This is a genomic window from Variovorax sucrosi (genome assembly GCF_051216635.1).
Classification (GTDB): Bacteria; Pseudomonadota; Gammaproteobacteria; order Burkholderiales; family Burkholderiaceae_C; genus Variovorax.
The window spans coordinates 258,007-280,214 of record NZ_JBPJZU010000004.1 but is presented as its reverse complement, the minus strand read 5'-3'; the positions used below and the strand labels follow the sequence as shown (position 1 = coordinate 280,214).

The window sequence follows — 22,208 nt, the reverse complement described above, 5'->3', positions numbered from 1 at the left end:
GGGGCTTTGAATCGGGGCAGCTCAGCGCAGCAACTGCCAACGCTCGAGCAGGGCGCGCAAGGTCTGCTGCTGGCGCTCGGTCGGCGGCCAGGCCGACGGCGGTCGGGTGGCGCCGCAGTCGTTGCCCATGAGCTGCAGGGCGGCCTTGACGACGGTCACGTTGGCGCCGTTGTTTTCCTGCGCGCGCAGTTCCTCGAAGGGCAGCATCTCGTCGATCAGCTGCATGGCGTGTGGATGGTCGGCCGCCTCCAGTGCGTTGTAGATCGCGACCGAGCGCTCGGGCAGCACGTTGATCAGACCCGAGGTGAAGCCGCGCGCGCCCACCGCGTAGAAGGGCGGCGCCCACACCTCGGCCAGGCCGCCGACCCAGGCCAGCTTGCGGTCGGCCACGCGGCGAATCGCCTGCGCCAGCACCAGCGGCGTGGGCGAGGCCCACTTGACGCCGATCACCTCGGGAACACGGCACAGCGCCTCGATGGCGTCCAGGCCGATGTTCTCGTTGCGCAGGTAGAGCACCAGCGGCAGCCCACCACCGGCTTCGGCGATGCGCTGCACATAGGCCACGACGCCGCGTGGCGAGACGAAGGGGTCGGGCGGCTGGTGCACCATCAGCGCATCGGCGCCCGCATCGCGCGAGACGCGGGCCAGTGCGCAGGCCTCGTGCACGCTGCGGCCGACGCCCGCCAGCAGCGGCACCCGGCCGGCAACGCACTGCGCCGCGACCTGCACCGCCTGTTCGGCCTCGTGCGCCTGCAGGCCGTAGAACTCGCTGGTGTTGCCGTTGGCCACCAGCACCTGCACGCCGGCGCGGACGGCACGGTCGACCACCGGCTGCAGGGGCGCCGCGGCAATGGCGTCGTGCGCGTCGAAAGGGGTCACCAGAATGCCGGAGATGCCGTCCAGCGCCTGGCGCAGGGTCGCGCCTTGAAAGAAACTCACGTCGTTGTCTCCAGAATCGGGATCGTTGAAAAGCGAGCTCGACTCTAGAAACCGGTGACGATGCCGTCCAATCCAATCAGGCGATGCCGCCATCCAAAAACTGAATCGTGTTCCAGCTTTCCCAACTTCGATGTTTCGTGGCGGTGGCGACCGAACTGCATTTCGGCCGCGCCGCCGTGCTGTTGAACATGACGCAGCCGCCGCTGACCCGGCAGATCCAATTGCTGGAGCACGAGCTCGGCGTGCGCCTGCTCGAGCGCGCCGGTGGCACCGTGCGGCTCACGCTGGCGGGCGGCACCTTCCTGCGCGAGGCCGAGGACATCCTGCGGCGCAGCCAGGCGGCCACGCTGGCGGCACGGCGTGCGATGCGCGCCGATGCGGGCAGTGTCGGCATCGCCTTCATCGCGGCGGCCGGATTCGCGCTCCTGCCGCAGGTGCTGGCCGCCATTCGCGAGGCGCTGCCCGACGTGCATGTGGCGTTGCGCGAAATGCAGACGGTGGACCAGCTCGAGGCCCTGGCCGCCGACCGCATCGAACTGGGCATCGTGCGGCCCTTCACGCCCCGAAGCTCCGTCGCATCGGCCCCGCTGATGCGCGAGCCGATGGTGCTCGCCGCACCCGCCGGCCATGCCCTGGCACGCGGGCGGGCGATGCCCCTGTCGGCCCTGCAGGGGCAGCCCTTCATCGAATTCTGTCCGTCGGAAACCCGCTATCTCTACGAGCTGGTCGCGGGGCGCCTGCGCGCCGAGGGCGTGGCGCCCGAGACCGTGCAGACGCTCAGCCACACCCATTCGATCCTGTCGCTGGTGGACGCCGGCATCGGCGTCGCGCTGGTCCCGCAGTCGGCCCGGCGGCTGGGCTATGCGAACGTGGTCTTCCGGCCGCTGCAGGCCGGTGCGGCGCTGCAGGCCGAGCTGCACCTTGCGTGGCGCGCGGGCAGCCGCCACGGCGTGGCGAACACCGTGCGGGAGACGCTCCAGCGGGCCTTTCCTGCGGTCGGCGGCTGAGCGGATCGCGTCAGGCGTCGCCCCAGACTTCGCGCGCGGTCTCGATCACCAGCCGAAGCTTGTTGCGCTGCGCTTCCACGGCGATGTTGTTGCCGTGCACGGTGCTCGAGAAGCCGCATTGCGGCGACAGCGCGAGCTGCTCCAGCGGTGCGTATTTCGCGGCCTCGTCGATGCGGCGCTTGAGCGCGTCCTTGTCTTCCATCTGGTCGAACTTGGTGGTGACCAGGCCGAGCACCACCGTCTTGCCCTTGGGCAGGTAGCGCAGCGGCTTGAAGTCGCCGGAGCGCGCGTCGTCGTACTCCATGAAGTAGGCGTCGAGGTCCATCTCCTGCAGCAGCGCTTCGGCCACCGGCTCGTAGTTGCCGGAGGCGGCATGGGTGCTCTTGAAGTTGCCGCGGCACAGGTGCATGGCCAAGGTCATGCCGGCCGGCTTCTGCGCCACCACCTTGTTGATGAAGGCCGCGTAGCGGTGCGGCAGCTCGTTCGGGTCGTCGCCGCGCTGACGGGCGGCTTCGCGCATGTGCTCGTCGCAGAGGTAGGCGAGGTTGGTGTCGTCCATCTGCACATAGGTGCAGCCGGCGGCGGCGAGCGAGCGCAGTTCGTCACCGTAGGCCTTGGCCACGTCGTCGTAGAACACCGGGTCGAGCTCGGGATACGCATCCTTGCTGATGCCGGCACGGCCGCCGCGGAAGTGCAGCATGGTCGGCGAGGGGATGGTCACCTTCGGTGTGCGGCCGGCCGAGACCTGGCTCTTCAGGTATTCGAAGTCGGCCCGCTGGATGTCCTTCACGTGGCGGACCTTGTCGATCACGCGCATCGCGGGTGGCGCGAGTTCCTCGGTGCCGTCGGGCTTGCGGATGGTGACGGGGATGTCCGTCTTCACGCCGCCGAGCTGGTCGAGAAAGTCGATGTGGAAATACGTGCGGCGGAATTCGCCATCGGTGATGCTCTTGAGGCCGACGTCTTCCTGGAATTTCACGATCTCGGTGATGGCTTGGTCTTCGACCTGGCGCAACTGTTCGGGCGTGATCTCGCCCTTGGCCTTCTGCTCGCGCGCCTCCAGCAGATAGCGGGGGCGCAAGAAGCTGCCCACATGGTCGTAGCGGGCGGGAAGGGCGGCGTGCTGGGACATGGGTCGACTCCTGAATTGAGCGGATGGTCAACGATCGTATCGCCTTGCAGAGCATTGCCAGTGGATACAGAGAAGTCGGTATTTACCCTTGAAAACCGCGAAAGTACTGGATTTTTGGCCGTCTCTGTATACATTGCGAATCCAGGAGACACCCGATGACCTTCCCGCTCAACGCCTGGTACGCCGCCGCCTACGACGTCGAAGTGCGCCACACGCTGCTGCCGCGCACCGTCTGCAACCAGAAGCTGGTGCTCTACCGCCGCACCGACGGCCAGGTCGCGGCGCTCGAAGACGCCTGCTGGCACCGACTGATGCCGCTGTCGCTGGGCCGGCTCGAAGGCGACGAGGTGGTGTGCGGCTACCACGGCCTGGTCTACAACAGCCAGGGCCGCTGCACCCACATGCCCAGCCAGGAAACGCTCAACCCCTCGGCTTGCGTGCGCAGCTTCCCGGTGGTCGAGAAGCACCGCTTCGTCTGGATCTGGCCCGGCGATCCGGCCCAGGCCGACCCGGCGCTGGTGCCCGACATGCACTGGAACGACGACCCCGCCTGGGCCGGCGACGGCAAGATGATCCGCGTCCACTGCGACTACCGCCTGGTGGTCGACAACCTCATGGACCTGACGCACGAGACCTTCGTGCACGGCTCGTCGATCGGCAGCCGCGAAGTGGCCGAGGCGCCCTTCGTCGCCACCCACGGCGACCGTTCGGCCACCGTCACGCGATGGATGGAAAACATCGACCCGCCGCCGTTCTGGGGCGGCCAGATCCGCCATGCGCGCGGCTACACCGGCAAGGTCGACCGCTGGCAGATCATCCGTTTCGAAGGCCCGTGCACGGTGAACATCGATGTCGGCGTGGCCGAGGCCGGCAGCGGCGCGGTACCGAAAGACGGCAACCCCGGCGACCGCAGCCGAGGCGTCAACGGCTACGTGCTCAACACCATCACGCCCGAGACCGACAAGACCTGCCTCTACTTCTGGGCCTTCGCACGCAACTACTGTCTGGGCGAGCAGCGCCTCACGCACGAACTGCGTGAGGGCGTGGCCGGCATCTTCCGCGAGGACGAGCTGGTGCTCGAGGCGCAGCAGAAGGCGATCGACGAGCACCCCGACCATCGGTTCTACAACCTCAACATCGACGCCGGTTCGATGTGGGCGCGGCGGCTCATCGATCGCCTGATTGCCGACGAACGGCCGGCGCGCGCGGCCATCCCGATCCGCCCGGTCGACGGCGGCGTCCCGCCGGATCGGCAGGCCGCATGAAGCTCGCGCCCCTCACACCCGAAGCCGGCGACGGCGGCAGCAGCTCGCAGGCCGTCAAGGCGCAACTGCGGCTGCGCGAGATGATCTTCGCGGGCGAGCTGCCCGGTGGCGCGCGCATCGCCGAGGTCGCGGTCTCCGAGCAGCTCGGCGTGTCGCGCACGCCGGTGCGCACCGCGCTGATGCGGCTCGAGCAGGAAGGCCTGCTCGAAGCCCTGCCCAACGGCGGCTATGCGGTGCGCACTTTTTCCGAACGCGACGTGGCCGACGCCATCGAGCTGCGCGGCACGCTCGAAGGCCTGGTGGCGCGCCTCGCGGCCGAGCGCGGTGCTGCACCGGTGGTGCTGCGCGAGGCGCGCGCCTGCCTGCAGCGCATCGACGAGCTGCTGCGAGAGCCGGCCCTCGACGATGCGGCCTTCTCGCGCTACGTGACGCACAACGAGCGCTTCCATGCGCTGCTGTGCGAACTGGCCGGCAGCCCGGTGCTCACGCAGCAGCTCGAGCGCGTGACCGCGCTGCCGTTCGCGTCGCCCTCCGGCTTCGTCGTGGTGCAGGCCAATTCGCCCGCAGCGCGCGACATGCTGCTGATCGCGCAGGACCAGCATGTGCAGGTGCTCGAAGCGATCGAAGCCGGCGAAGGCTCGCGGGCCGAGGCGCTGATGCGTGAGCACAGCCGCATCGCCCGGCGCAACCTGCGCGAGGCCTTGCACGGCACGCCGACGGCCGAGCAGCGCCCCTTGCCGGGCGTGCAGCTCATCCGCCGGCGCGGTTGATTCCATTTCTTCCCCGGCAGGACCTTCGATGAAAAGCGATCTTCAGTGGGTGCAGGCGCAGTTGGTGGCGCTGCGCGACATCACGCCGACGGTGCGTGAATTCACCCTGCGGCCCGAAGGTGGGTCGGCCGCCGCGCACGAACCCGGCGCCCATCTGCAGGTGCAGGTGACGACGGCCCCCGGCCGGCTGCAGACCCGTTCGTACTCGCTGGTCGGGGAGGGCGACGGCGTGAACTGGCGCATCGCCGTCAAGCGCCTCGACGACGGCCGTGGCGGCTCCTTGGCCATGTGGCGGTTGGCCGTGGGCGACTGGCTGCAACTGAGCGCGCCGCAGAACCATTTCGCGCTCGACCTGTCGGCGCCCGGCTACCTGCTGGTGGCGGGCGGCATCGGCATCACGCCGCTGGTGGGCATGGCGCAGCGGCTCGGCGCGCATGCGCGGCGCCACGGGCTGCCGGTACGCATGCTCTACGGCGCGCGGCATGCGGGCGAGTTCGGCTACCTGCCGCAATTGCGCGAGGCGCTGGGCGAATCGGCGGTGAGCACCCACGAAGGCGCGGCGTCGATCGACTTCGCGGCGGCCATCGCGGCCCTGCCGCCGGGCGGGCAGCTCTACACCTGCGGCCCGGTGCCGATGCTCGAAGCGGTCCAGCGCGCCTGGGCCTCGGCCGGTCGGCCGATGCAGGACCTGCGCTTCGAAACCTTCGGCAGCAGCGGCCGGCTGGCGGCGCAAGCCTTCGAAGTGCGCCTGCCGCGGCACGGCCTGACGATCACCGTGCCGGCGGACACCACGCTGCTCGAGGCGCTCGAAGCCGCGGGCGTGGAGACGCTGTCGGACTGCCGCCGTGGCGAATGCGGCCTGTGCGCCATGGATGTGCTGGCGGTCGACGGCGAGATCGATCACCGCGACGTTTTCCTGAGCGCCCACGAGAAGCAGGCCGCCTCGCGCCTGTGCGCTTGCGTGTCGCGCGCGGTCGGCACCCTGACGCTCGATTCGGCCTACCGGGACGACGGTCCGCCCTGCGTTTCCACGTCCACCACGCTGCGCGATGATCGCGCAGCGTGGTCGAAAATCGCGCAACAAGCGTCGGCGACGACGCCGGGCTAGGTGATTGCCTGCTCCGTGCCGGCTTGCAAATTGACCAAGAATCGAAGCACTCCGATCGACCTGCCTTCCAAGGAAAAGCCCGTGCAAAGACGACCCCTCCTCCAGATCGCCGCGCTGTCGGCCCTCGCGCTCTCGATGTCGGTGGCGAGCGCCCAGGACAACAAGTTCAAGATCGGCCTGATCCTGCCCATGACCGGCCAGCAGGCCTCGACCGGGCGGCAGATCGAGGCGGCGGTGAAGCTCTACATCGCGCAGAACGGCGACACCGTGGCCGGCCGCAAGATCGAGGTGATCGTCAAGGACGACGTGGCCACGCCCGACGTCACCAAGCGCCTGGCGCAGGAGCTGGTGGTGAACGAGAAGGTGAACGTGCTGGCCGGCTTCGGCGTCACGCCGGCCGCGCTGGCGGCTGCACCCATTGCCACCCAGTCGAAGACGCCGCTGGTGGTGATGGCCGCCGCCACCTCCAGCATCACCGAGGCCTCGCCGTACATCGTGCGCACCAGCTTCACGCTGCCGCAGGTGTCGGTGGCCATGGGCGACTGGGCGCCGAAGAACGGCGTCAAGTCGGTGGTGACGCTGGTGTCCGACTACGGCCCGGGCAACGACGCCGAGAAGTTCTTCAGCGAGCGCTTCCAGCTCAATGGCGGCAAGGTGATCGAGAAGCTGCGGGTGCCGCTGCGCAACCCCGACTTCGCCCCCTTCCTGCAGAAGGTGCGCGACGCCAAGCCCGACGCGCTGTTCGTCTTCGTGCCCTCGGGCGCCGGCGCGGCAGTGATGAAGCAGTTCCTCGAACGCGGCATGGACAAGGCCGGCATCCGCCTGATCGCCACCGGCGACGTGACCGACGACGACCAGCTCAACGACATGGGCGAGGGCGCGCTCGGCGTGGTTACCTCGCACCATTACTCGACGGCGCATCCGTCGGCGATGAACAAGAAGTTCGTCGAGGCCTTCCAGAAGGCCAACAAGAACATGCGTCCCAACTTCATGGCGATGGGCGGCTACGACGGCATGCGCGTCATCTACGAAGCGCTCAAGGCCACCGGCGGCAAGGGCGATGGCACCGCGCTGCTGGAGAAGATGAAGGGCCAGATCTTCGAGAGCCCGCGCGGCCAGGTGCTGATCGACGCGCAGACGCGCGACATCGTGCAGGACGTGTACCTGCGCAAGGTCGAGAAGAAGGACGGCCAGCTCTACAACGTCGAGTTCGACGTCATCAAGGCGGTGAAAGACCCCGGCAAGGCCAAGTGAACGCGGGGACGCGCGCCGCTCCATGCTGACTATTCTTTTCGACGGCATCGCCTACGGCATGCTGCTGTTCGTGCTCGCGGTCGGCCTGGCCGTGACGCTGGGCCTGATGAATTTCATCAACCTGGCGCACGGCGCCTTCGCGATGGCCGGCGGCTACCTCACCGTCTTCGCGATGCAGAAGCTGGGCATCCCGTTCCTGCTGTGCCTGCCGCTGGCCTTCGTGGTGGTCGGCGGCGTCGGCGCGCTGCTGGAGCGAACGCTGTACCGGCCGATGTACGGCAAGTCGCATCTTGACCAGGTGCTGTTCTCGATCGGGCTGACCTTCATGGCGGTGGCGGCGATCGACTATTTCGTCGGCTCGTCGCAGCAGAACATCCAGTTGCCCGAATGGCTGCGCGGTCGCACCGAGGTCGGCGACGGTGCGCTGCTGCTGGGCATGGGGCACTACCGGCTCTTCATCATCGCGGTGTGCGCGGCGCTCACGGTGGTGCTGCAGCTGATCCTCTCGAAGACGCGCTTCGGCAGCCGGTTGCGCGCGGCGGTCGACGACCCGCGGGTGGCCGCCGGGCTGGGCATCGACGTCAACCGCGTCTTCCTGCTGACCTTCGCCGTCGGCTCGGGCCTGGCCGGCCTGGGCGGCGCGCTGGGCGCCGAGATCCTCGGCATGGACCCGAGCTTCCCGCTCAAGTACATGATCTATTTCCTGATCGTGGTTGCCGTCGGCGGCACCTCGTCGATCACCGGCCCGCTGCTGGCCGCGCTGCTGCTCGGCGTGGCCGATGTGGCGGGCAAGTACTTCATTCCGAAGATGGGTGCCTTCACCGTTTACCTGCTGATGATCCTGATTCTGATGTGGCGCCCGCAGGGCCTGTTCACCCGGCGGGGTGGCAAGTGAAGGGCGGGTTCCGAGACAGCCTGCTCGCCGCAGCGCGCTGGCGGCCCTGGGAGTTCGCCGTCTGGGCACTCGCGTTCGCGCTGCCCTTCGTCGTTCCGGCGCATGCGCTCATGGTCAACGAGATCGCGATCGTCGCGCTGTTCGCGATGTCGCTCGACCTGATTCTCGGCTTCACCGGCATCGTCTCGCTCGGCCATGCGGCCTTCTTCGGCTTCGGCGCCTATGCGGCGGCGTTGTTCGCCAAGCATGGCCTGCCCGATCCGACCCTCGGGCTGCTGTTCGCGATCGTGCTGTGCGCGGCGCTGGGCGCGCTGGCCAGCGTCACGATCCTGCGCGGCACCGATCTCACGCGGCTCATGGTCACGCTGGGCACCGCGCTGCTGCTGCTGGAACTGGCGAACAAGTTGGACTGGCTCACCGGTGGCGCCGACGGCCTGCAGGGTGTGGTCATGGGGCCGGTGCTCGGCCGCTTCGAGTTCGATCTCTACGGCCGCACGGCCGCCTGGTACTCGCTCTCGGTGGTGCTGCTGCTCTTCCTGCTCATGCGGCGGCTGGTGCGCTCGCCGTTCGGCGCCACGCTGAAGGCCATCCGCGACAACCGCATGCGCGCGATGGCGATCGGCATTCCGGTGGTGTCGCGCATCGCGGTGGTCTACACCGTCGCCGCGGCGGCAGCGGGTGCGGCCGGTGCGCTGCTGGCACAGACCACCGGCTTCGCCTCGCTCGACGTGCTGGCCTTCGACCGTTCGGCCGACGTGCTGCTGATGCTGGTGATCGGTGGCGTCGGCTGGCTGTACGGCGGCATCGCCGGCGCGGTGGTGTTCAAGCTGCTGCAGGACACGCTGTCGTCCGTCACGCCGCAGTACTGGATGTTCTGGATCGGCTTGATCCTGGTGCTGCTGGTGATGGTCGGGCGCGACCGGCTGCTCCAGCCGTGGAAGGTGTTCAAGCGATGAGCGATACCGTGTTGTCGGCAGAGGGGCTGGTGATGCGCTTCGGCGGCATCGTCGCCACGCACGACGTGACGCTCGACCTGCGCCGCGGTGCGCGGCATGCGCTGATCGGCCCCAACGGTGCCGGCAAGACCACCCTGATCAACCTGCTCACCGGCATGCTGACGCCCACCGCCGGGCGCATCGTGCTGGACGGCCGCGACATCACCCGCCTGGCTCCGCACCGGCGGGTGGCGCAGGGGCTGGTGCGCACCTTCCAGATCAACCAGCTCTTCGATTCGATGACGCCGCTGGAGACGCTGACGCTCGTGGTGTCGCAGCGCCGCGGCGCCGGGGCGCGGTGGTGGCGCCCGCTCGGCAGCGATGCGGCGGTGGTCGAGCGCGCGGCCGAACTGCTGGGCCAGTTCCGCCTGACCGAGGTGGCGCGGCAGCCGACCCGCGAACTCGCCTACGGCAAGCGCCGCCTGCTCGAGATCGCCATTGCGCTGGCCTGCGAGCCGCGGGTGCTGCTGCTCGACGAGCCGGTGGCCGGCGTGCCGGCCGGCGAGCGCGAGGAACTGCTGCAGACCGTGGCGGCGCTGCCGGCGGACGTGTCGGTGCTGCTGATCGAGCACGACATGGACCTGGTCTTCAGCTTTGCCGACCGCATGACGGTGCTGGTCAACGGCGCGGTGCTGACCGAGGGCACGCCGGAGGCGATCGCCGCCGATCCGCGCGTCAAGGCGGTGTACCTCGGGGAGGGCACGACGCATGCCTGAGGCACTGCTGCAGATCGACGACCTGAGCGCAGGCTATGGCGAAGCGGTGGTGCTCACCGGCGTGTCGTTCACGCTGGGCGAGGGCCGCACGCTGGCGCTGCTCGGCCGCAACGGCACCGGCAAGACGACGCTCATCAACACGCTGGCCGGTGCCACGCGGCAGCACGGCGGGCGCATCGTGCTCGGCGGCGTGGAACTGAACCGGCTGGCGCCGCACCGCCGCGCGGCGGCGGGCATCGGCTGGGTGCCGCAGGAGCGCAACATCTTCAAGTCGCTCACCGTCGACGAGAACCTGAGCGCCGTCGCGCGCCCCGGCCAATGGACGCCGGAGCGTGCCTACGCGATGTTCCCGCGGCTGGCCGAGCGCAAGGGCAACCTCGGCACGCAGCTCTCGGGCGGCGAACAGCAGATGCTCGCGGTGGCCCGGGCGCTGGTGCTCAATCCGCGGCTGCTGCTGCTGGACGAGCCGCTCGAGGGGCTGGCGCCGATCATCGTGGAAGAGCTGCTGCGGGCCATCCGCCGCATCACGCGCGACGAAGGGCTGGCGGCCATCATCGTCGAGCAGCATCCGCAGGCGGTGCTCGCGATCTCGGACGACGCGGTGGTGCTCGACCAGGGCCGCGTGGTGCACGCCGAGCGTGCCGAGCTGCTGCGCGCACAGCCTGCGGTGCTCGACCGCCTGCTCGGCGTCACGCGCTGAGGGCGCGCATCGGATCGTCGGCGGCCACCGGCAGCACCAACCGAAAGGTCGAGCCCTCGGCACCGGTCGCGGCCAGCCGCACGTCGCCGCCGTGCCGCCGCGCGATCTCCCGCGCCAGGTGCAGGCCCAGCCCCGAGCCGGCGACCTTCGCGACGGTGTCGGATCGAAAGTACTTCTCGAAGATGCGCTCCACGTCCGCCGCCGGTACGCCGGCGCCGTGGTCGGCCACGTCGATCTGCATCGCCTCGCCGACCTGTCGCAGCGTGACGCGTACGGTGCTTTCCGACGGCGAATATTTCAGCGCGTTGTGCATCAGGTTCTGCAGCGCGATCTCGATCAGCGAGCGGTCGCCCCGGACCTCGGCCCGCGGCGCGTGCACCGCCAACTGCAGGCGTTCCGACCCGGGCAGGTTGAAGGTGTCGCACAGCCCCCGCGCGAGCGCCTCCAGGTCGATCGGCTCCAGCCGCAACGCGCGTCGTTCCAGGTGCAGCCGGTCGGCCATGAGGACGTTCTCGATCAGCATCGACAGGCGCTGCACCGAGCGACGAATCCGTCCGGTGCGCAGTTTGACGGCCGGCTCCGCGCCCAGCTTCGACAGGTCGAGCGACTGCGCCGCGGCGTCGATCACGGCCAGCGGCGTGCGGAATTCGTGCGACACCATCGAGACGAATTCATGCTGCTGCTCGACCGTCTGGCGCGTGACGTCCAGCGACTGGAGCAGGCGCGCCTCCAGACGGCTGCGCTTGGCGATCTCGTCGCGCAATGCGACGTTGGCGCCCGCCAGCTCGGCGGTACGGCGTTCCACGGTGGACTCGAGCGCCTGCTCGGCCTCGCGCCGCACCGACAGCACCTGCTCGCGTTCCTGGCGGACATCGCGCTCGGCGCGGCGGGTGCGGTCGGCCACCGCCACGTTCAGCAGGATGAGGTGCGTGAGGGTGCCAAGCATGTAGATGTGTTCGGGCGCGGCGCCGGGCACCCGGTCGCCGAGCCAGAGCTTGAGCAGGCTGTAGAGCCCGACCACCGTGCCGATCGAAAAGGCCGCTGCCGGCAGCAGGTACTGGAACTGGCGGCGCACCAGCAGCAGGTAGCAGACGAACAGGGCGCCGAAGAGGGTGGATGCGGCGCTGCCGACGCCGACCCAGACGCCGATCAGCGGGTGGAAGTCCGTCAGGGCCACGCCGAATGCCAGCAGGTTGAACACCGCGACCGCATCGAAGAAGCGCGCCGCCGGCAGCCAGTGCCGGCGGAAGCCGAAGATGCGGGCCATGAACAGGGTGCCGACCACATTGAAGAGGCAGTTCACCGCCAGCACCGCCTGCGCCACGCGCTCGGGGCGCGTGTCCAGCACCCATTCGGCCAGATAGCCCTGCCGTGCGGTGGCCAGCGAGACGGAGCAGAGCACGTAGAGCGCGTAGTGGCCGTAGAGCGTGTCCTTGAGCCACCCCATGAAGATCAGGTTCATGCAGATTGCCAGCATCGCGGCGCCGAGCAGCACGCCGATGGCGGTGTAGTCCTGGGTCTGGAAGCGATCGAAGCCGGCCGGCTGCCACAGGTCCAGCTCGGCGCGCAGCGGCGGACCGTCGTTTCGCAGCCGCAGGAAATAGTCGCCGGCGCTCGTTGCGACCTCGATCGGAAAGACGAAGTTGTGGTCGGCCACCGGGCGCTCGGTGAAGGGCCGACGGTCGCCCAGCGGCGTCTCGACGAAGCCGCCGCGGCCGTCCGGCGCGTACAGCGTGGCCTCGTTCAGGCGCGCGGGCCGCACGCGCAGCAGCCAGCGCGACGGCGCGTCCGGCGTGCGCACCAGCGAGAAGCGAAGCCACACCGCGTCGCGGGTATAGCCGGCTTCCACGGGGCCGTCGACCGGCTCGAAGCCGTGCTGCTGCCGCGGTCCGCGAGCCAGATCGTCGACGCGCCACCGGGTCGAGGGGTCGTGCTGTGCCGTGAGGACGCCCGCGAGGTCGACCGCCCGCTCGAGCCCGTCGGACGCCGACAGCACCACCGCCTGCGCGGGCAGGCCGATCGCGAGCCAGCAGGCGAAGGCGAACAGGCCACGGCGCAGCATGTGAAGGCGTCCGAGGAGGGCGGGGAGACCGGTGAGCGCGGCGAGAGCGGCGAGAGCGGCGAGAGCGGCGAGAGCGGCGAGAGCGGAAAGAGGGGTAAGGAGGTGCATGGGGCGGGCCGGCCCACGGTCTGGCGGCCGGGTGCACGAGGCCTGCGAATTTACAATCGATCGAGATGCCACCGACGAGTTCAGTCCCACCGCTGCGCGTTCACGTGATCGAGGATGACGACGATCTGCGCGAAGAGATGGTCTTCGCGCTCGGGGAGCTGGGCTTCGAGGCCCAGGGCTTTGCTGCCGCGCCGGCCTTCTACAAGGCCTTCGCGCGCGCGCCCTGCGACATCGCGGTGGTCGACATCGGTCTGCCGGGGGAGAGCGGGCTGTCCATCGTGTCCCACCTTCGGAGTGTTCGCCGCATCGGCGTGGTGCTGGTCACCGCCCGCGGCCAGCTGGAAGACCGCCTCCTCGGTCTGCGCCAGGGCGCCGACGCCTACCTGGTGAAACCGGTGCACATGGCGGAGCTGGCCGAAACGCTGAACGCCATCGCACGCCGCCTGCGCGCAGAGCCGGCCAGCGCCATCGACGCCGGCGTGGGCGCCGACGCACCGGTGCCCGCGCCGCAGGAACCGAAGCGCAGCGGGCCGTGGCGGCTGCTCGAGGGCGACTGGATCCTGAGCGACCCGGAGGGCCGCCGCATGAAGCTGACCACCAGCGAGCGGGCCTTCGTCGCCTGCCTGTTTCGCCACCGGGGCTCGGCGGTCAGCCGCGACGAACTGATCCGGGCGCTCGGCGGCGACGTGTTCGACTTCGACGGACACCGCATCGACGCGATCGCCAGCCGCGTGCGCCGCAAGGCCGAGAAGCTGGGCATGCGGCTGCCGCTGCATTCGGTGCGCGGCACGGGCTATGTGCTCGTGAAATAGCCGGCACGTGGCCGGTCGCCGGGCATGCCGGGGCTCGATCGGTGGGGGTTTGTGGCGGGCGGCCAACGGCTCAAACCGTGACAAATATCACGATGCTTGGCATTCGTTCGACACCCGCCTCGCCGGGTTGCCTGGGTCTCATTTCGCGCGAATGCACACCGTTCCAAGGGAGTGCCCACTCCGGAAATGGGTTCACATTCGTCAACAACCGTCAGGAATTGTGATCAATCCTGGATGAATGTAACAAGATCTATCTGCACCATCGCGGCCGTCGCATGACTTCCGACTGACGCCCTTGCGCTCAGTCGTCGCATGCAGCCCTGCCGCCCGGTGAGAGGCCGCGCATCTTGCGCGGTGGCCCTGGCGGCTCATTCGAGACGACCGCCCGCATGACCATCTTGAGTACCCCGAGGCCTCGCCGCCTGCTGCCTGCCGCCACCCGGATCGCCCGCCGGATCGCCGCCATTGCGGCATCCTCGCTGCTCCTGGCCGCCACCGCCCACGCCCAGTCCCGCATTTCGGCGCTGGAGCCCACCCCAGCCATCGTGCCGGCCCGCGCCCAGGTGACGAACCACGTCCTCGTCGCCGAACTCAACAGCTCGCCGGTCGGTGCGCCCGGCACCGGCTTCACCTTCACCTTCCCGGCCGGATCGATCTACCAGGGCACGGAGGCGCTGCCGGCCGGCGTGAGCTGCAGCGCGACCGTACCGGTGGGCAGCGCCGGCCCCGGCAGCGTGCAGTGCGCCGGGATCACGCTGGCGGCCAGCCAGACGGTGGACATCGGCATCGTGCTCGGCACGGTGGCCGAGGGCTCGCTCTCGGTGACGGCCACGATCGACGGCGGCGGTTCGTCCGAAACCAAGACGATCACGGTGAACAAGGGGGCCGACATCGGCGTCACGCTCAGCGCGCCGGCGAGCGCCCCCAGCGGCAGCACGCAGCCGGTGGTCTTCACGCTGACCAACGGCGGGCCGGACGCCTCGACCGGCTCCGTCCTGAGCTACCCCCTTCCGACGGGCTTCTCGGTGTCGCCCACCGGTCTGCCGGCCGGCTGCTCGATTTCTGGCGGCACCCTGAACTGCAACGTGGGCGCGCTTGCGGTGGGCGGCAGCGCGACGGTGACGGTCCAGGGCGTCGTCATCGCCGCGTCGGGCTCGACCATCTCGCACCAGGCGGCGGTGGCACCGGCGTCGGGCGCCGTCGGCGACGGCGTTTCGACCAACAACAACGCCGGCGGTGTGACCACCGTGACGCCGGGCAGCCTGCTGACGCTCGGCAAGACGCACGACGGCGGCCAGCTGCTGGTCGGCCAACGCTTCAACTTCACGCTGGCGCCGCGCTTCAGCGGCACGGCACCGACCGGCGTGACGCTGACCGACACCATCCCGGCGAACTTCGCCCTCGACGGCACGCCCACGGCGGCCGCCGGATGGAGCTGCAACGTCGCTGGCCAGACGCTGTCCTGCACCCGCGCCGACATCGGCGGCGCAGGCGGCGCCGACCTCGCACTCGGCAACATCGTCGTGCCGGTGCGGGCCACGACGCCGGGCACCGGCGTGGTCAACCAGGCCACGCTCGCGGCCACCGGGCCGGTGGCGGGCTCGGTCATCGCGCAGGCACCGGCCGACGTGGCCGTCTCGGACACCGACTTCCGCGCCGACAAGCGCCGCGGCTGGCCGCAGAACAGCGTGCCGCTGAACCAGGCCTTCGATTTCACCGTGGGCTCGACCAACCTCGGCAGCACCCGCCTGCTGGCGGGCAGCACCGTCGCGCTGGTCGACAACCTGCCGGCGAACATGACGCTCAACAGCATCGCGCCGAACGGCTTCAGCTGCGCCGTGACCAAGGGTGGTTTGCCCGCGACGCTGCCGGTGGTCGGTCCGGCCGACGTCAACTGCAGCCGGGTCACCACGGCCGACATTCCGGTCGACGTCAGCGCTGGCGGTAGTGCCCGCAACGGCGGCTTCGTGACGCTCAACGTGACGATCACCACGCTGCCCACGCCGACCGGCACCCTGCTGCGCAACCACATGTGCGTGAACGTGGCGCTGCCGGCCGGCGCGCCGACGGCGGGCGCCGACCCGGACGCGAACACCGGCAACGACTGCATGGACGTGGACACCGGTGTCGACGACTCGGGCACCGCCGCGGACGTCAAGGTGAACAAGCGCGTGATCAGCGCCCTCGGCGCCAGCGCCGGCAGCCCGCAGGTCGCCGGCAGCCCCGTCGTCTGGGCGATCGAGATCGTCAACGCCGGCCCGTCGGCGGCCCAGAACGTGGCCATCAGCGACAGCTTCGCCCAGGTGGTCGGCACATCGACGGTGCAGCTGACACCGAACGGCGGCACCTTCGCGGCCGTCTGCAGCGTGACCGCGCCGGCGGCCAACGGTACGGCTTTCCTCAGCAACTGCAGCCTGACGACGCTGCCGGTGTGCCGGGCCGCCAGCGCGCCGGCGACCGCCGATCCGCTGTGCCCGGTGCTGCAGGTCACGGCGGCTCACTACGGCGACGGCGCCTCGGCCACCGACCATGCCTTCCGCATCGACAACAAGGCCAGCGCCGTGGCAGCGACCCCGGCCGACCCGGTGCTCGACGACGCCGGGCTGACCAACAGCGGCACCGCCTCGGCCTACTACACCGCGCTGACCGACGTCACCGTGACGAAGAACGCCAGCCCGTCGACCGTGAAGGCCGGCCAGCTGCTGACCTACACCCTCGCCGCGGTAAATCGCACCACCGCACCGGACGGCGGCTTCAGCCGGGCCTATGCCGTCGAGGTGGTCGACACCCTGCCGTCGGGCCTGATGTTCCTGTCGGCCGTGGCCAATGGGGGCGGCAGCTGTTCCGTTACGCCGAGCACGACCGCGCCGACCGGCGCCGGCAACAACCAGTTGCGCTGCAGCTGGGCGGCCATCGATCGCAGCCAGCAGCAGACGGTCACCGTGCAAGTGCGCCCGCTGGCCTCGACCGCCAACACCACGCTCACCAATGCGGTGACGGTCTCGACCGGGACGCCGGAGACGCTCTCGACCAACAACGCGGCGAGCGCCCCGGCGAGCATCACGATCCCCGACTACGACCTGGTCGCGGAGAAGACCGACGATGCCGACCCGGTCGACGTGGGCGACAACGTGACCTACACGCTGCGGGTGTCGAACAACCGGCCCTCGACGGCCGAGGGCGTGCGCATCGTCGACACGCTGCCGGTGACGGCGTCGGGCGGCGAATCGGCGCCGACGCTGGTGAGCGTCAACGTGCCGGCCGGGGTCACCTTCGCTCTGCAGGGCGGCGCAGCCGTCGGCGCGGTGGGCGGCCAGATCGTCTTTACCGTGCCGAGACTGGGCGGCAGCGGCACGAACGCGACCGGCGAACCCAACAGCGTGTCGGTCCAGGTGGTGCTCAAGGGCGCCGGCAAGGGCGCCTTCGTCAACGGGATGGCGGTCGACTTCCTGGACAGCAGCCAGAACCAGTACGACGCGCTGCCCAGCAACAACCTCGTCACCGAGAGCACGGCCTTCCGCTACAAGGCCGACGTCGAGGTCGTGAGCAAGCAGGCTGTGGCGAGCGGCACGGCCACGCCCGTCACGAGCATGGCCACCAACCAGACCTTCGACTGGCGGGTGCTGGTGCGCAACAACGGGCCCCAGACGGCCGACACCACCGAGTTCCGCGACGCCTTGCCGAGCACGCTCGAAGTCGCTGGCGCACCGAGCTTCACCGTGACAGCGGGCAGCTTCACGCCGGCCGCGCCGACCTGCGCGGTGGCCGGCAACGTGGTCACCTGCGCCATCGCCTCGATGCCCGCCGCCGGCACGGCGACCGTGCGCATCCCGGTGCGCTTCGTCACCGGCACGCCGCCGGCCAACGGCACCGTCATCACCAACACGGCCAGCATCGTCACGACGGGTTCCGGCGACACCAACGGCGGCGCCGTGACCACCGGGGGCAACAACTTCAACAGCGGCCAGATCACGGTGCAGAACGCCGGCGTCAGCGGCCGGGTGTACGAAGACCTCAACGGCAGCGGCCAGCCCGACAGCGGCGAGCCCGGCATCGCCGGCGTGACGATCACGCTGACCGGCACCGATGCAGCGACGAGCACCCCCGTCACGCTGACCACCACGACCGACGCCAACGGCAACTGGAACTTCATCGTCCCGGCCGGCACCTACACCGTCACCGAGACCCAGCCGGCCGCCTACCTGCCTGGCATCACCCGGGCCGGCAGCGGCACCGGCAGCACGCCGGGCACGGTGCCGGCGGGCACGGTCAACGGCCCCAACGGCTCCAACGCGAACGTCGTGCAGGCCATCGTCCTGACAACGGGCGGCGTGTCGGGCAACAACTTCTTCGGCGAGGTGCGCGCGGCGTCCATCGCCGGGCGGGTCTACCACGACGTGGACTACGGCAACGCGTACAACGCGGGCGACCTCGGCATCGCCGGCGTGGCCGTCACCCTCAGCGGCACCGACATGTTCGGCAACGCGGTCAGCGTGCCCGCCGCCACCAGCGACGCGAGCGGCGCCTACAGCTTCGCCAACCTGCTGCCCGGCACCTATGCGCTGGTCGAGACGCAACCGGCCGGCTATGTCGACGGCAGCGATGCGGCCGGCACCGCCGGCGGCAGCGCCGCCACCAACGACCAGGTCAGCGCCATCGCGTTGCGCTCCAACGTGGCCGCGACCGGCTACGACTTCGGCGAAGTGCTCACCCGGATCTCGGTGCGCGTGTTCGTCGACCAGAACAACGACGGCGCGCCCCAGGCCGGCGACACCGGCATCACCGGCGTGACCGTGCGCCTGACCGGCACCGACGCCGCGGGCAACCCGGTGAACATCGTCGCCGTGCCGACCGGCCCGGCCGGCAGCTACGAGTTCCGCAACGTCCCGCCTTCGGGCGGCAGCGGCTACACCATCACCGAGACGCAGCCGACCGGCTACGCGCCGGGCAAGGCCAGCGCCAACGGACAGCCGGGCACGGCGCAGACCAGCGGCGACGTCATCACCGGCGTCACCGTGAGCGGCAGCTCGCCGCCCCTGACCCAGGGCGCCTACGACTTCGGCGAACTGCTGCCGAGCGGCATCTCGGGCCGCGTGTACTACGACCGCGACGGCAGCGGCCTGCAGGGCGCACCCGCGACCGAACCGGGCCTGGCGGGCGTCACCATTGTGTTGACCGGCACCGACGACCAGGGCAACACGGTCAGCCTCACGACGCTGACCGACGCGGCGGGCAACTACAACTTCCCGAACCTCGCACCGGGCCTCTACAGCGTGACCGAAACGCGGCCGACCGGCTATGCGCCCGGCCTGACGCGCGCGGGCGCCGTGAGCGGCACCGGCAGCGTGGCCGGCACCGTGCCCACGGCCGGCACCGGCGTGAGTGCGGGGCCGAACGGCTCCAACGCCAACGTGATCCAGGGCATCCGCCTGGGCGCGGCCGGCGCGGGCTCGGCCGCCAACAACTTCTCGGCCGTGCGACCGGCCAGCCTCTCCGGCCATGTCTATGCCGACCTGACGCCCGCCAACGGCGTGCGCGATGCCGGCGAGCCCGGTATCGCCGGTGTGACGGTGACGGTCAGCGGCACCGACTTCCTCGGCAATGCGGTGACGCAGGTGCTGGTCACCGACGCCAGCGGCGTCTACACCACGACCACCTTGCTGCCCGGCAGCTACCAGGTCGACGAGACCCAGCCCGTCGGCGTGGCCGACGGCACCGAGGCCGTGGGCACCGTCGCCGGTGCACCGCGCGGCACCGCCAACCCGGCCAGCGTGAACGACCGCATCGGCGGCATCGCACTGGTGTCGGAAGAAGCCGGCATCGACTACGACTTCGGCGAACGCGGCGGCCAGATCGCCGGCTGGGTCTATGTCGACAGCAACAACAACGGCACGCGCCAGGAGGGCGAGCCCGCCATCGCCGGCGTGTCGCTGCGCCTGACCGGGCGCTCGGCCAGCGGACTGCCGGTCGACCTGAGCGTCAGCACCGACGCCAACGGCCGCTATGTCTTCACCGGGCTGCTCCCGGCGGACGCGGCCGGCTACACCGTGCGCGAAACGCAGCCGGTGACCTACGCCGACGGCCTCGATGCGCTCGGCACCGTCGAGGGCGCGGCCAGCGGCACGCTGGGCAACGACGCGCTCGCCGCCATCGCCTACGCACGCGGCAACGGCGACAACTACAACTTCGGCGAACGCGGCGCGTCGCTGGCCGGCACGGTGTGGAACGACGCCAACGGCAACGGCACGCGCGAGCCGCAGGACCTGCCGATCGCCGGCATCACACTCACGCTGACCGGCACCGACGCCGCCGGCGCGCCGGTGACGCGCAGCGCCGTGACCGATGCCAATGGCGCCTACCGCCTGGCCGACCTGCCGCTGCCCGACGCCAACGGCTACACCCTGACCGAGACGCAGCCCACGGGCTACGACGAAGGCGGCGCCAAGGCCGGCACGCTTGGCGGCACGGTGCAGGGCACCAACGTGATCCGCGTGCCGATCTCGGCCAGCGCGCTCGACGGCACCGGCTACGACCTCAGCGAACGCAACAGCCAGCCGGGCTCGCTCAGCGGCCGCGTCTGGCTGGACGGCAACCACAACCGCGGCAACGACAGCGGCGAGGGCGGCGGCGAAGGCTGGACCGTCGAGTTGACGCGCTGCACCGACGGCAGCAACGCCTGCGCCGACAGCGCGCTGGTGCCGCTCTACAGCGTGGTCACCGGTGCCGATGGCAGCTACCGCTTCGGCGACCTCACGCCGGGCGAATACCGCGTGCGCTTCCGCACCCCCGACGGCCGCCTGGTCGGCGGCACCTGGCCGACCGACCCGGCGCAGAACGCCGGCAACGGCCCGTACCCGACGCCGCCGGCCAGCGACCCACGCGTGTCGATCAAGGTGCGCGTCGCGGCCGGCACCAACACCGTTCAGCAGGACCTGCCCTACGACCCGGGTGGCGTGGTGTACGACAGCGTCAGCGGCACACCGGTGCCAGGCGCCACGGTGACGCTGGTCGGCCCGGCCGGCTTCGACCCGGCCCGCCATCTGCTGGACGGCCGCGACAGCTACAGCACCGGCACTTCCGGCAGCTACGACTTCTTCCTGCTGCCCGGTGCCCCCGCGGGCGAGTACCGCCTGACGGTGGTGCCGCCCGGCGCGTACCTGCCGTCGTCGATGTTCCCCGCCGCGGCGGGTGCCCTCGGCACGCAGGCCTGCACGCCGCCGGCCGGCGGCCCGGTGCCGGCGCAGAGCAACCCCTGCGTGGTCAGCCCGGGGGGTGCGCTCGTCACCGGTGCCGGCTACTACCTGGCCTTCCAGATGCCGGCGGGCGGCGGCCAGCACGTCGTGGCCAACAACATCCCGCTGGACCCGGCCAACACCACGCTGATCGAGCTGCGCAAGACGACCTCGAAGCTGACGGTGAAGAAGGGCGAACTGCTGCCCTACCGCATCACGGCGCGCAACACGCGCGGCGCGACGCTGAGCAATGTCGCCATCGTCGACACGCTGCCGCCGGGCTTCCGCTTCGTGGCGGGCTCGCTCACGGTGCGCACGCTGCCCGGTGGCGCTGCGCTGCCGGTGGTGCCACAGCTCAACGGCCGCCAACTGGTCGTGCCGGGCCAGAACTTCAACGGCAACGAGACCAAGGAATACCTGATGGTCGCCGGCGCCGGCGTCGGCGTGGGGGAGGGCGAGTACGTGAACCAGGTGATCGCCCAGCAGGGCGTCGGTGGCCGCGCGCTCTCGAACCTCGCCACCGCCACGGTGCGCGTCATACCCGATGCGCTGTTCGACTGCACCGATGTGATCGGCACCGTCTACGACGACAAGAACGCCAACGGCTACCAGGACGCCGGCGAGCCCGGCATCGCCAACGCGCGCGTCGCCACCGTCAACGGCCTGCTGATCACGACCGATGCCGAAGGCCGTTACCACATCGCCTGCGCCGCGATTCCGAAGGAAGGCACCGGCAGCAACCTGGTGCTGAAGGTCGACGAGCGCACGCTGCCCTCGGGCTATCGGACCACCAGCGAGAACCCGGCCGCCGAACGCGCCACCCGCGGCAAGGTGCTGAAGGTGAACTTCGGCGCCACGGTGCATCGCGTCGTGCGCCTCGCGCTGCAGTCGAGCGCCTTCGAGAACGGCAGTGCCGCGCTGCTGCCGGCGCACGCCGCGCAGCTGGCCCCGGCCGTGACCGCGCTGGCCGAGAAGCCATCGGTGCTGCGCCTGGCGTACCGGGCCGCCGCCGGCGAGCCGGACGCCCTGGCCACGCAGCGCATGGAGGCCGTCAAGGCCGACGTGCTCGCGCGCTGGAAGCAGTTGGGCCGCGAGCGCGCGGACCGCGGCGAGCCACCGCTCTTCAACCTGGACGTCGAGGTCGAGCGGGTCCCCGCTTCCGCGAAGCCATGAGGCCTGGAAACGCCCCCGCCATGAACCCCGCCCAGTCACC

Annotated in this window: 14 protein-coding genes; 11 read left to right on the top strand and 3 right to left on the bottom strand. The window is 70.3% G+C overall.

The window, feature by feature from the left end:
- Positions 1–21 precede the first annotated feature (21 nt).
- On the bottom strand, positions 22–939 hold the full coding sequence (locus ACSFBE_RS10160; RefSeq protein WP_435490250.1) for a dihydrodipicolinate synthase family protein: 918 nt from the start codon (positions 937–939) through the stop codon (positions 22–24).
- Positions 940–1,046: 107 nt separating this feature from the next.
- Between ACSFBE_RS10160 and ACSFBE_RS10155 the strand changes: the two genes are divergently transcribed.
- Positions 1,047–1,946 (top strand): LysR substrate-binding domain-containing protein, encoded by a 900-nt coding sequence (locus tag ACSFBE_RS10155; RefSeq protein ID WP_435490249.1) that lies wholly within the window; start codon positions 1,047–1,049, stop codon positions 1,944–1,946.
- A gap of 10 nt (positions 1,947–1,956) precedes the next feature.
- Here ACSFBE_RS10155 and ACSFBE_RS10150 read toward each other — a convergent pair whose 3' ends face one another.
- Entirely contained in the window at positions 1,957–3,078 is a 1,122-nt protein-coding gene (locus ACSFBE_RS10150; RefSeq protein WP_435490248.1) for a 5-methyltetrahydropteroyltriglutamate--homocysteine S-methyltransferase, read from the bottom strand.
- A 155-nt stretch (positions 3,079–3,233) separates the two neighbouring features.
- Here ACSFBE_RS10150 and ACSFBE_RS10145 point away from each other — a divergent pair, with 155 nt between their 5' ends.
- From ACSFBE_RS10145 to ACSFBE_RS10110, 8 genes are all read left to right on the top strand, one after another.
- The gene (locus ACSFBE_RS10145) at positions 3,234–4,343 is read left to right on the top strand and encodes an aromatic ring-hydroxylating dioxygenase subunit alpha (RefSeq protein ID WP_435490247.1); all 1,110 of its coding nucleotides are present in this window, start codon (positions 3,234–3,236) and stop codon (positions 4,341–4,343) included.
- Complete coding sequence (locus tag ACSFBE_RS10140) at positions 4,340–5,113, top strand: GntR family transcriptional regulator (protein WP_435490246.1); 774 nt, start codon at positions 4,340–4,342, stop codon at positions 5,111–5,113. The genes ACSFBE_RS10145 and ACSFBE_RS10140 overlap by 4 nt, the downstream gene beginning before the upstream one ends.
- 28 nt (positions 5,114–5,141) lie before the next feature.
- Positions 5,142–6,221, top strand: a complete 1,080-nt coding sequence (locus tag ACSFBE_RS10135) for a PDR/VanB family oxidoreductase (RefSeq protein WP_435490245.1) — start codon at positions 5,142–5,144, stop codon at positions 6,219–6,221.
- Positions 6,222–6,302: 81 nt separating this feature from the next.
- On the top strand, positions 6,303–7,475 hold the full coding sequence (locus ACSFBE_RS10130) for an ABC transporter substrate-binding protein (RefSeq protein ID WP_435490244.1): 1,173 nt from the start codon (positions 6,303–6,305) through the stop codon (positions 7,473–7,475).
- Positions 7,476–7,497: 22 nt separating this feature from the next.
- Positions 7,498–8,370 carry a branched-chain amino acid ABC transporter permease gene (locus ACSFBE_RS10125; protein WP_435490243.1) on the top strand — a complete coding sequence of 291 codons (873 nt, stop codon included), beginning with the start codon at positions 7,498–7,500 and terminating at the stop codon, positions 8,368–8,370.
- Positions 8,367–9,326, top strand: a complete 960-nt coding sequence (locus ACSFBE_RS10120; protein WP_435490242.1) for a branched-chain amino acid ABC transporter permease — start codon at positions 8,367–8,369, stop codon at positions 9,324–9,326. Before ACSFBE_RS10125 ends, ACSFBE_RS10120 begins: the two co-directional genes overlap by 4 nt.
- Positions 9,323–10,081 carry an ABC transporter ATP-binding protein gene (locus ACSFBE_RS10115; RefSeq protein ID WP_435490241.1) on the top strand — a complete coding sequence of 253 codons (759 nt, stop codon included), beginning with the start codon at positions 9,323–9,325 and terminating at the stop codon, positions 10,079–10,081. Before ACSFBE_RS10120 ends, ACSFBE_RS10115 begins: the two co-directional genes overlap by 4 nt.
- Positions 10,074–10,781, top strand: a complete 708-nt coding sequence (locus ACSFBE_RS10110) for an ABC transporter ATP-binding protein (RefSeq protein WP_435490240.1) — start codon at positions 10,074–10,076, stop codon at positions 10,779–10,781. Before ACSFBE_RS10115 ends, ACSFBE_RS10110 begins: the two co-directional genes overlap by 8 nt.
- On the opposite strand, the gene ACSFBE_RS10105 is transcribed toward ACSFBE_RS10110, so the two are convergent.
- Positions 10,771–12,843, bottom strand: a complete 2,073-nt coding sequence (locus ACSFBE_RS10105) for a sensor histidine kinase (RefSeq protein WP_435490239.1) — start codon at positions 12,841–12,843, stop codon at positions 10,771–10,773. The genes ACSFBE_RS10110 and ACSFBE_RS10105 overlap by 11 nt on opposite strands.
- Positions 12,844–13,055: 212 nt before the next feature.
- Here ACSFBE_RS10105 and ACSFBE_RS10100 point away from each other — a divergent pair, with 212 nt between their 5' ends.
- Both ACSFBE_RS10100 and ACSFBE_RS10095 read left to right on the top strand, forming a co-directional pair.
- Positions 13,056–13,763 (top strand): response regulator transcription factor, encoded by a 708-nt coding sequence (locus ACSFBE_RS10100; protein ID WP_435490238.1) that lies wholly within the window; start codon positions 13,056–13,058, stop codon positions 13,761–13,763.
- A gap of 389 nt (positions 13,764–14,152) precedes the next feature.
- Positions 14,153–22,168: an SdrD B-like domain-containing protein gene (locus ACSFBE_RS10095; protein WP_435490237.1), complete on the top strand. Its 8,016-nt coding sequence runs from the start codon at positions 14,153–14,155 to the stop codon at positions 22,166–22,168.
- Positions 22,169–22,208: the final 40 nt, after the last annotated feature.

Excerpts from the sequence above, each read along its gene's own strand:
- ACSFBE_RS10150 (WP_435490248.1), bottom strand. The coding sequence starts at position 3,078 with ATGTCCCAGCACGCCGCCCTTCCCGCCCGCTACGACCATGTGGGCAGC.
- ACSFBE_RS10145 (WP_435490247.1), top strand. The coding sequence starts at position 3,234 with ATGACCTTCCCGCTCAACGCCTGGTACGCCGCCGCCTACGACGTCGAA.
- ACSFBE_RS10140 (WP_435490246.1), top strand. The coding sequence starts at position 4,340 with ATGAAGCTCGCGCCCCTCACACCCGAAGCCGGCGACGGCGGCAGCAGC.
- ACSFBE_RS10135 (WP_435490245.1), top strand. The coding sequence starts at position 5,142 with ATGAAAAGCGATCTTCAGTGGGTGCAGGCGCAGTTGGTGGCGCTGCGC.
- ACSFBE_RS10125 (WP_435490243.1), top strand. The coding sequence starts at position 7,498 with ATGCTGACTATTCTTTTCGACGGCATCGCCTACGGCATGCTGCTGTTC.
- ACSFBE_RS10115 (WP_435490241.1), top strand. The coding sequence starts at position 9,323 with ATGAGCGATACCGTGTTGTCGGCAGAGGGGCTGGTGATGCGCTTCGGC.
- ACSFBE_RS10110 (WP_435490240.1), top strand. The coding sequence starts at position 10,074 with ATGCCTGAGGCACTGCTGCAGATCGACGACCTGAGCGCAGGCTATGGC.
- ACSFBE_RS10105 (WP_435490239.1), bottom strand. The coding sequence starts at position 12,843 with ATGCTGCGCCGTGGCCTGTTCGCCTTCGCCTGCTGGCTCGCGATCGGC.
- ACSFBE_RS10095 (WP_435490237.1), top strand. The coding sequence starts at position 14,153 with ATGACCATCTTGAGTACCCCGAGGCCTCGCCGCCTGCTGCCTGCCGCC.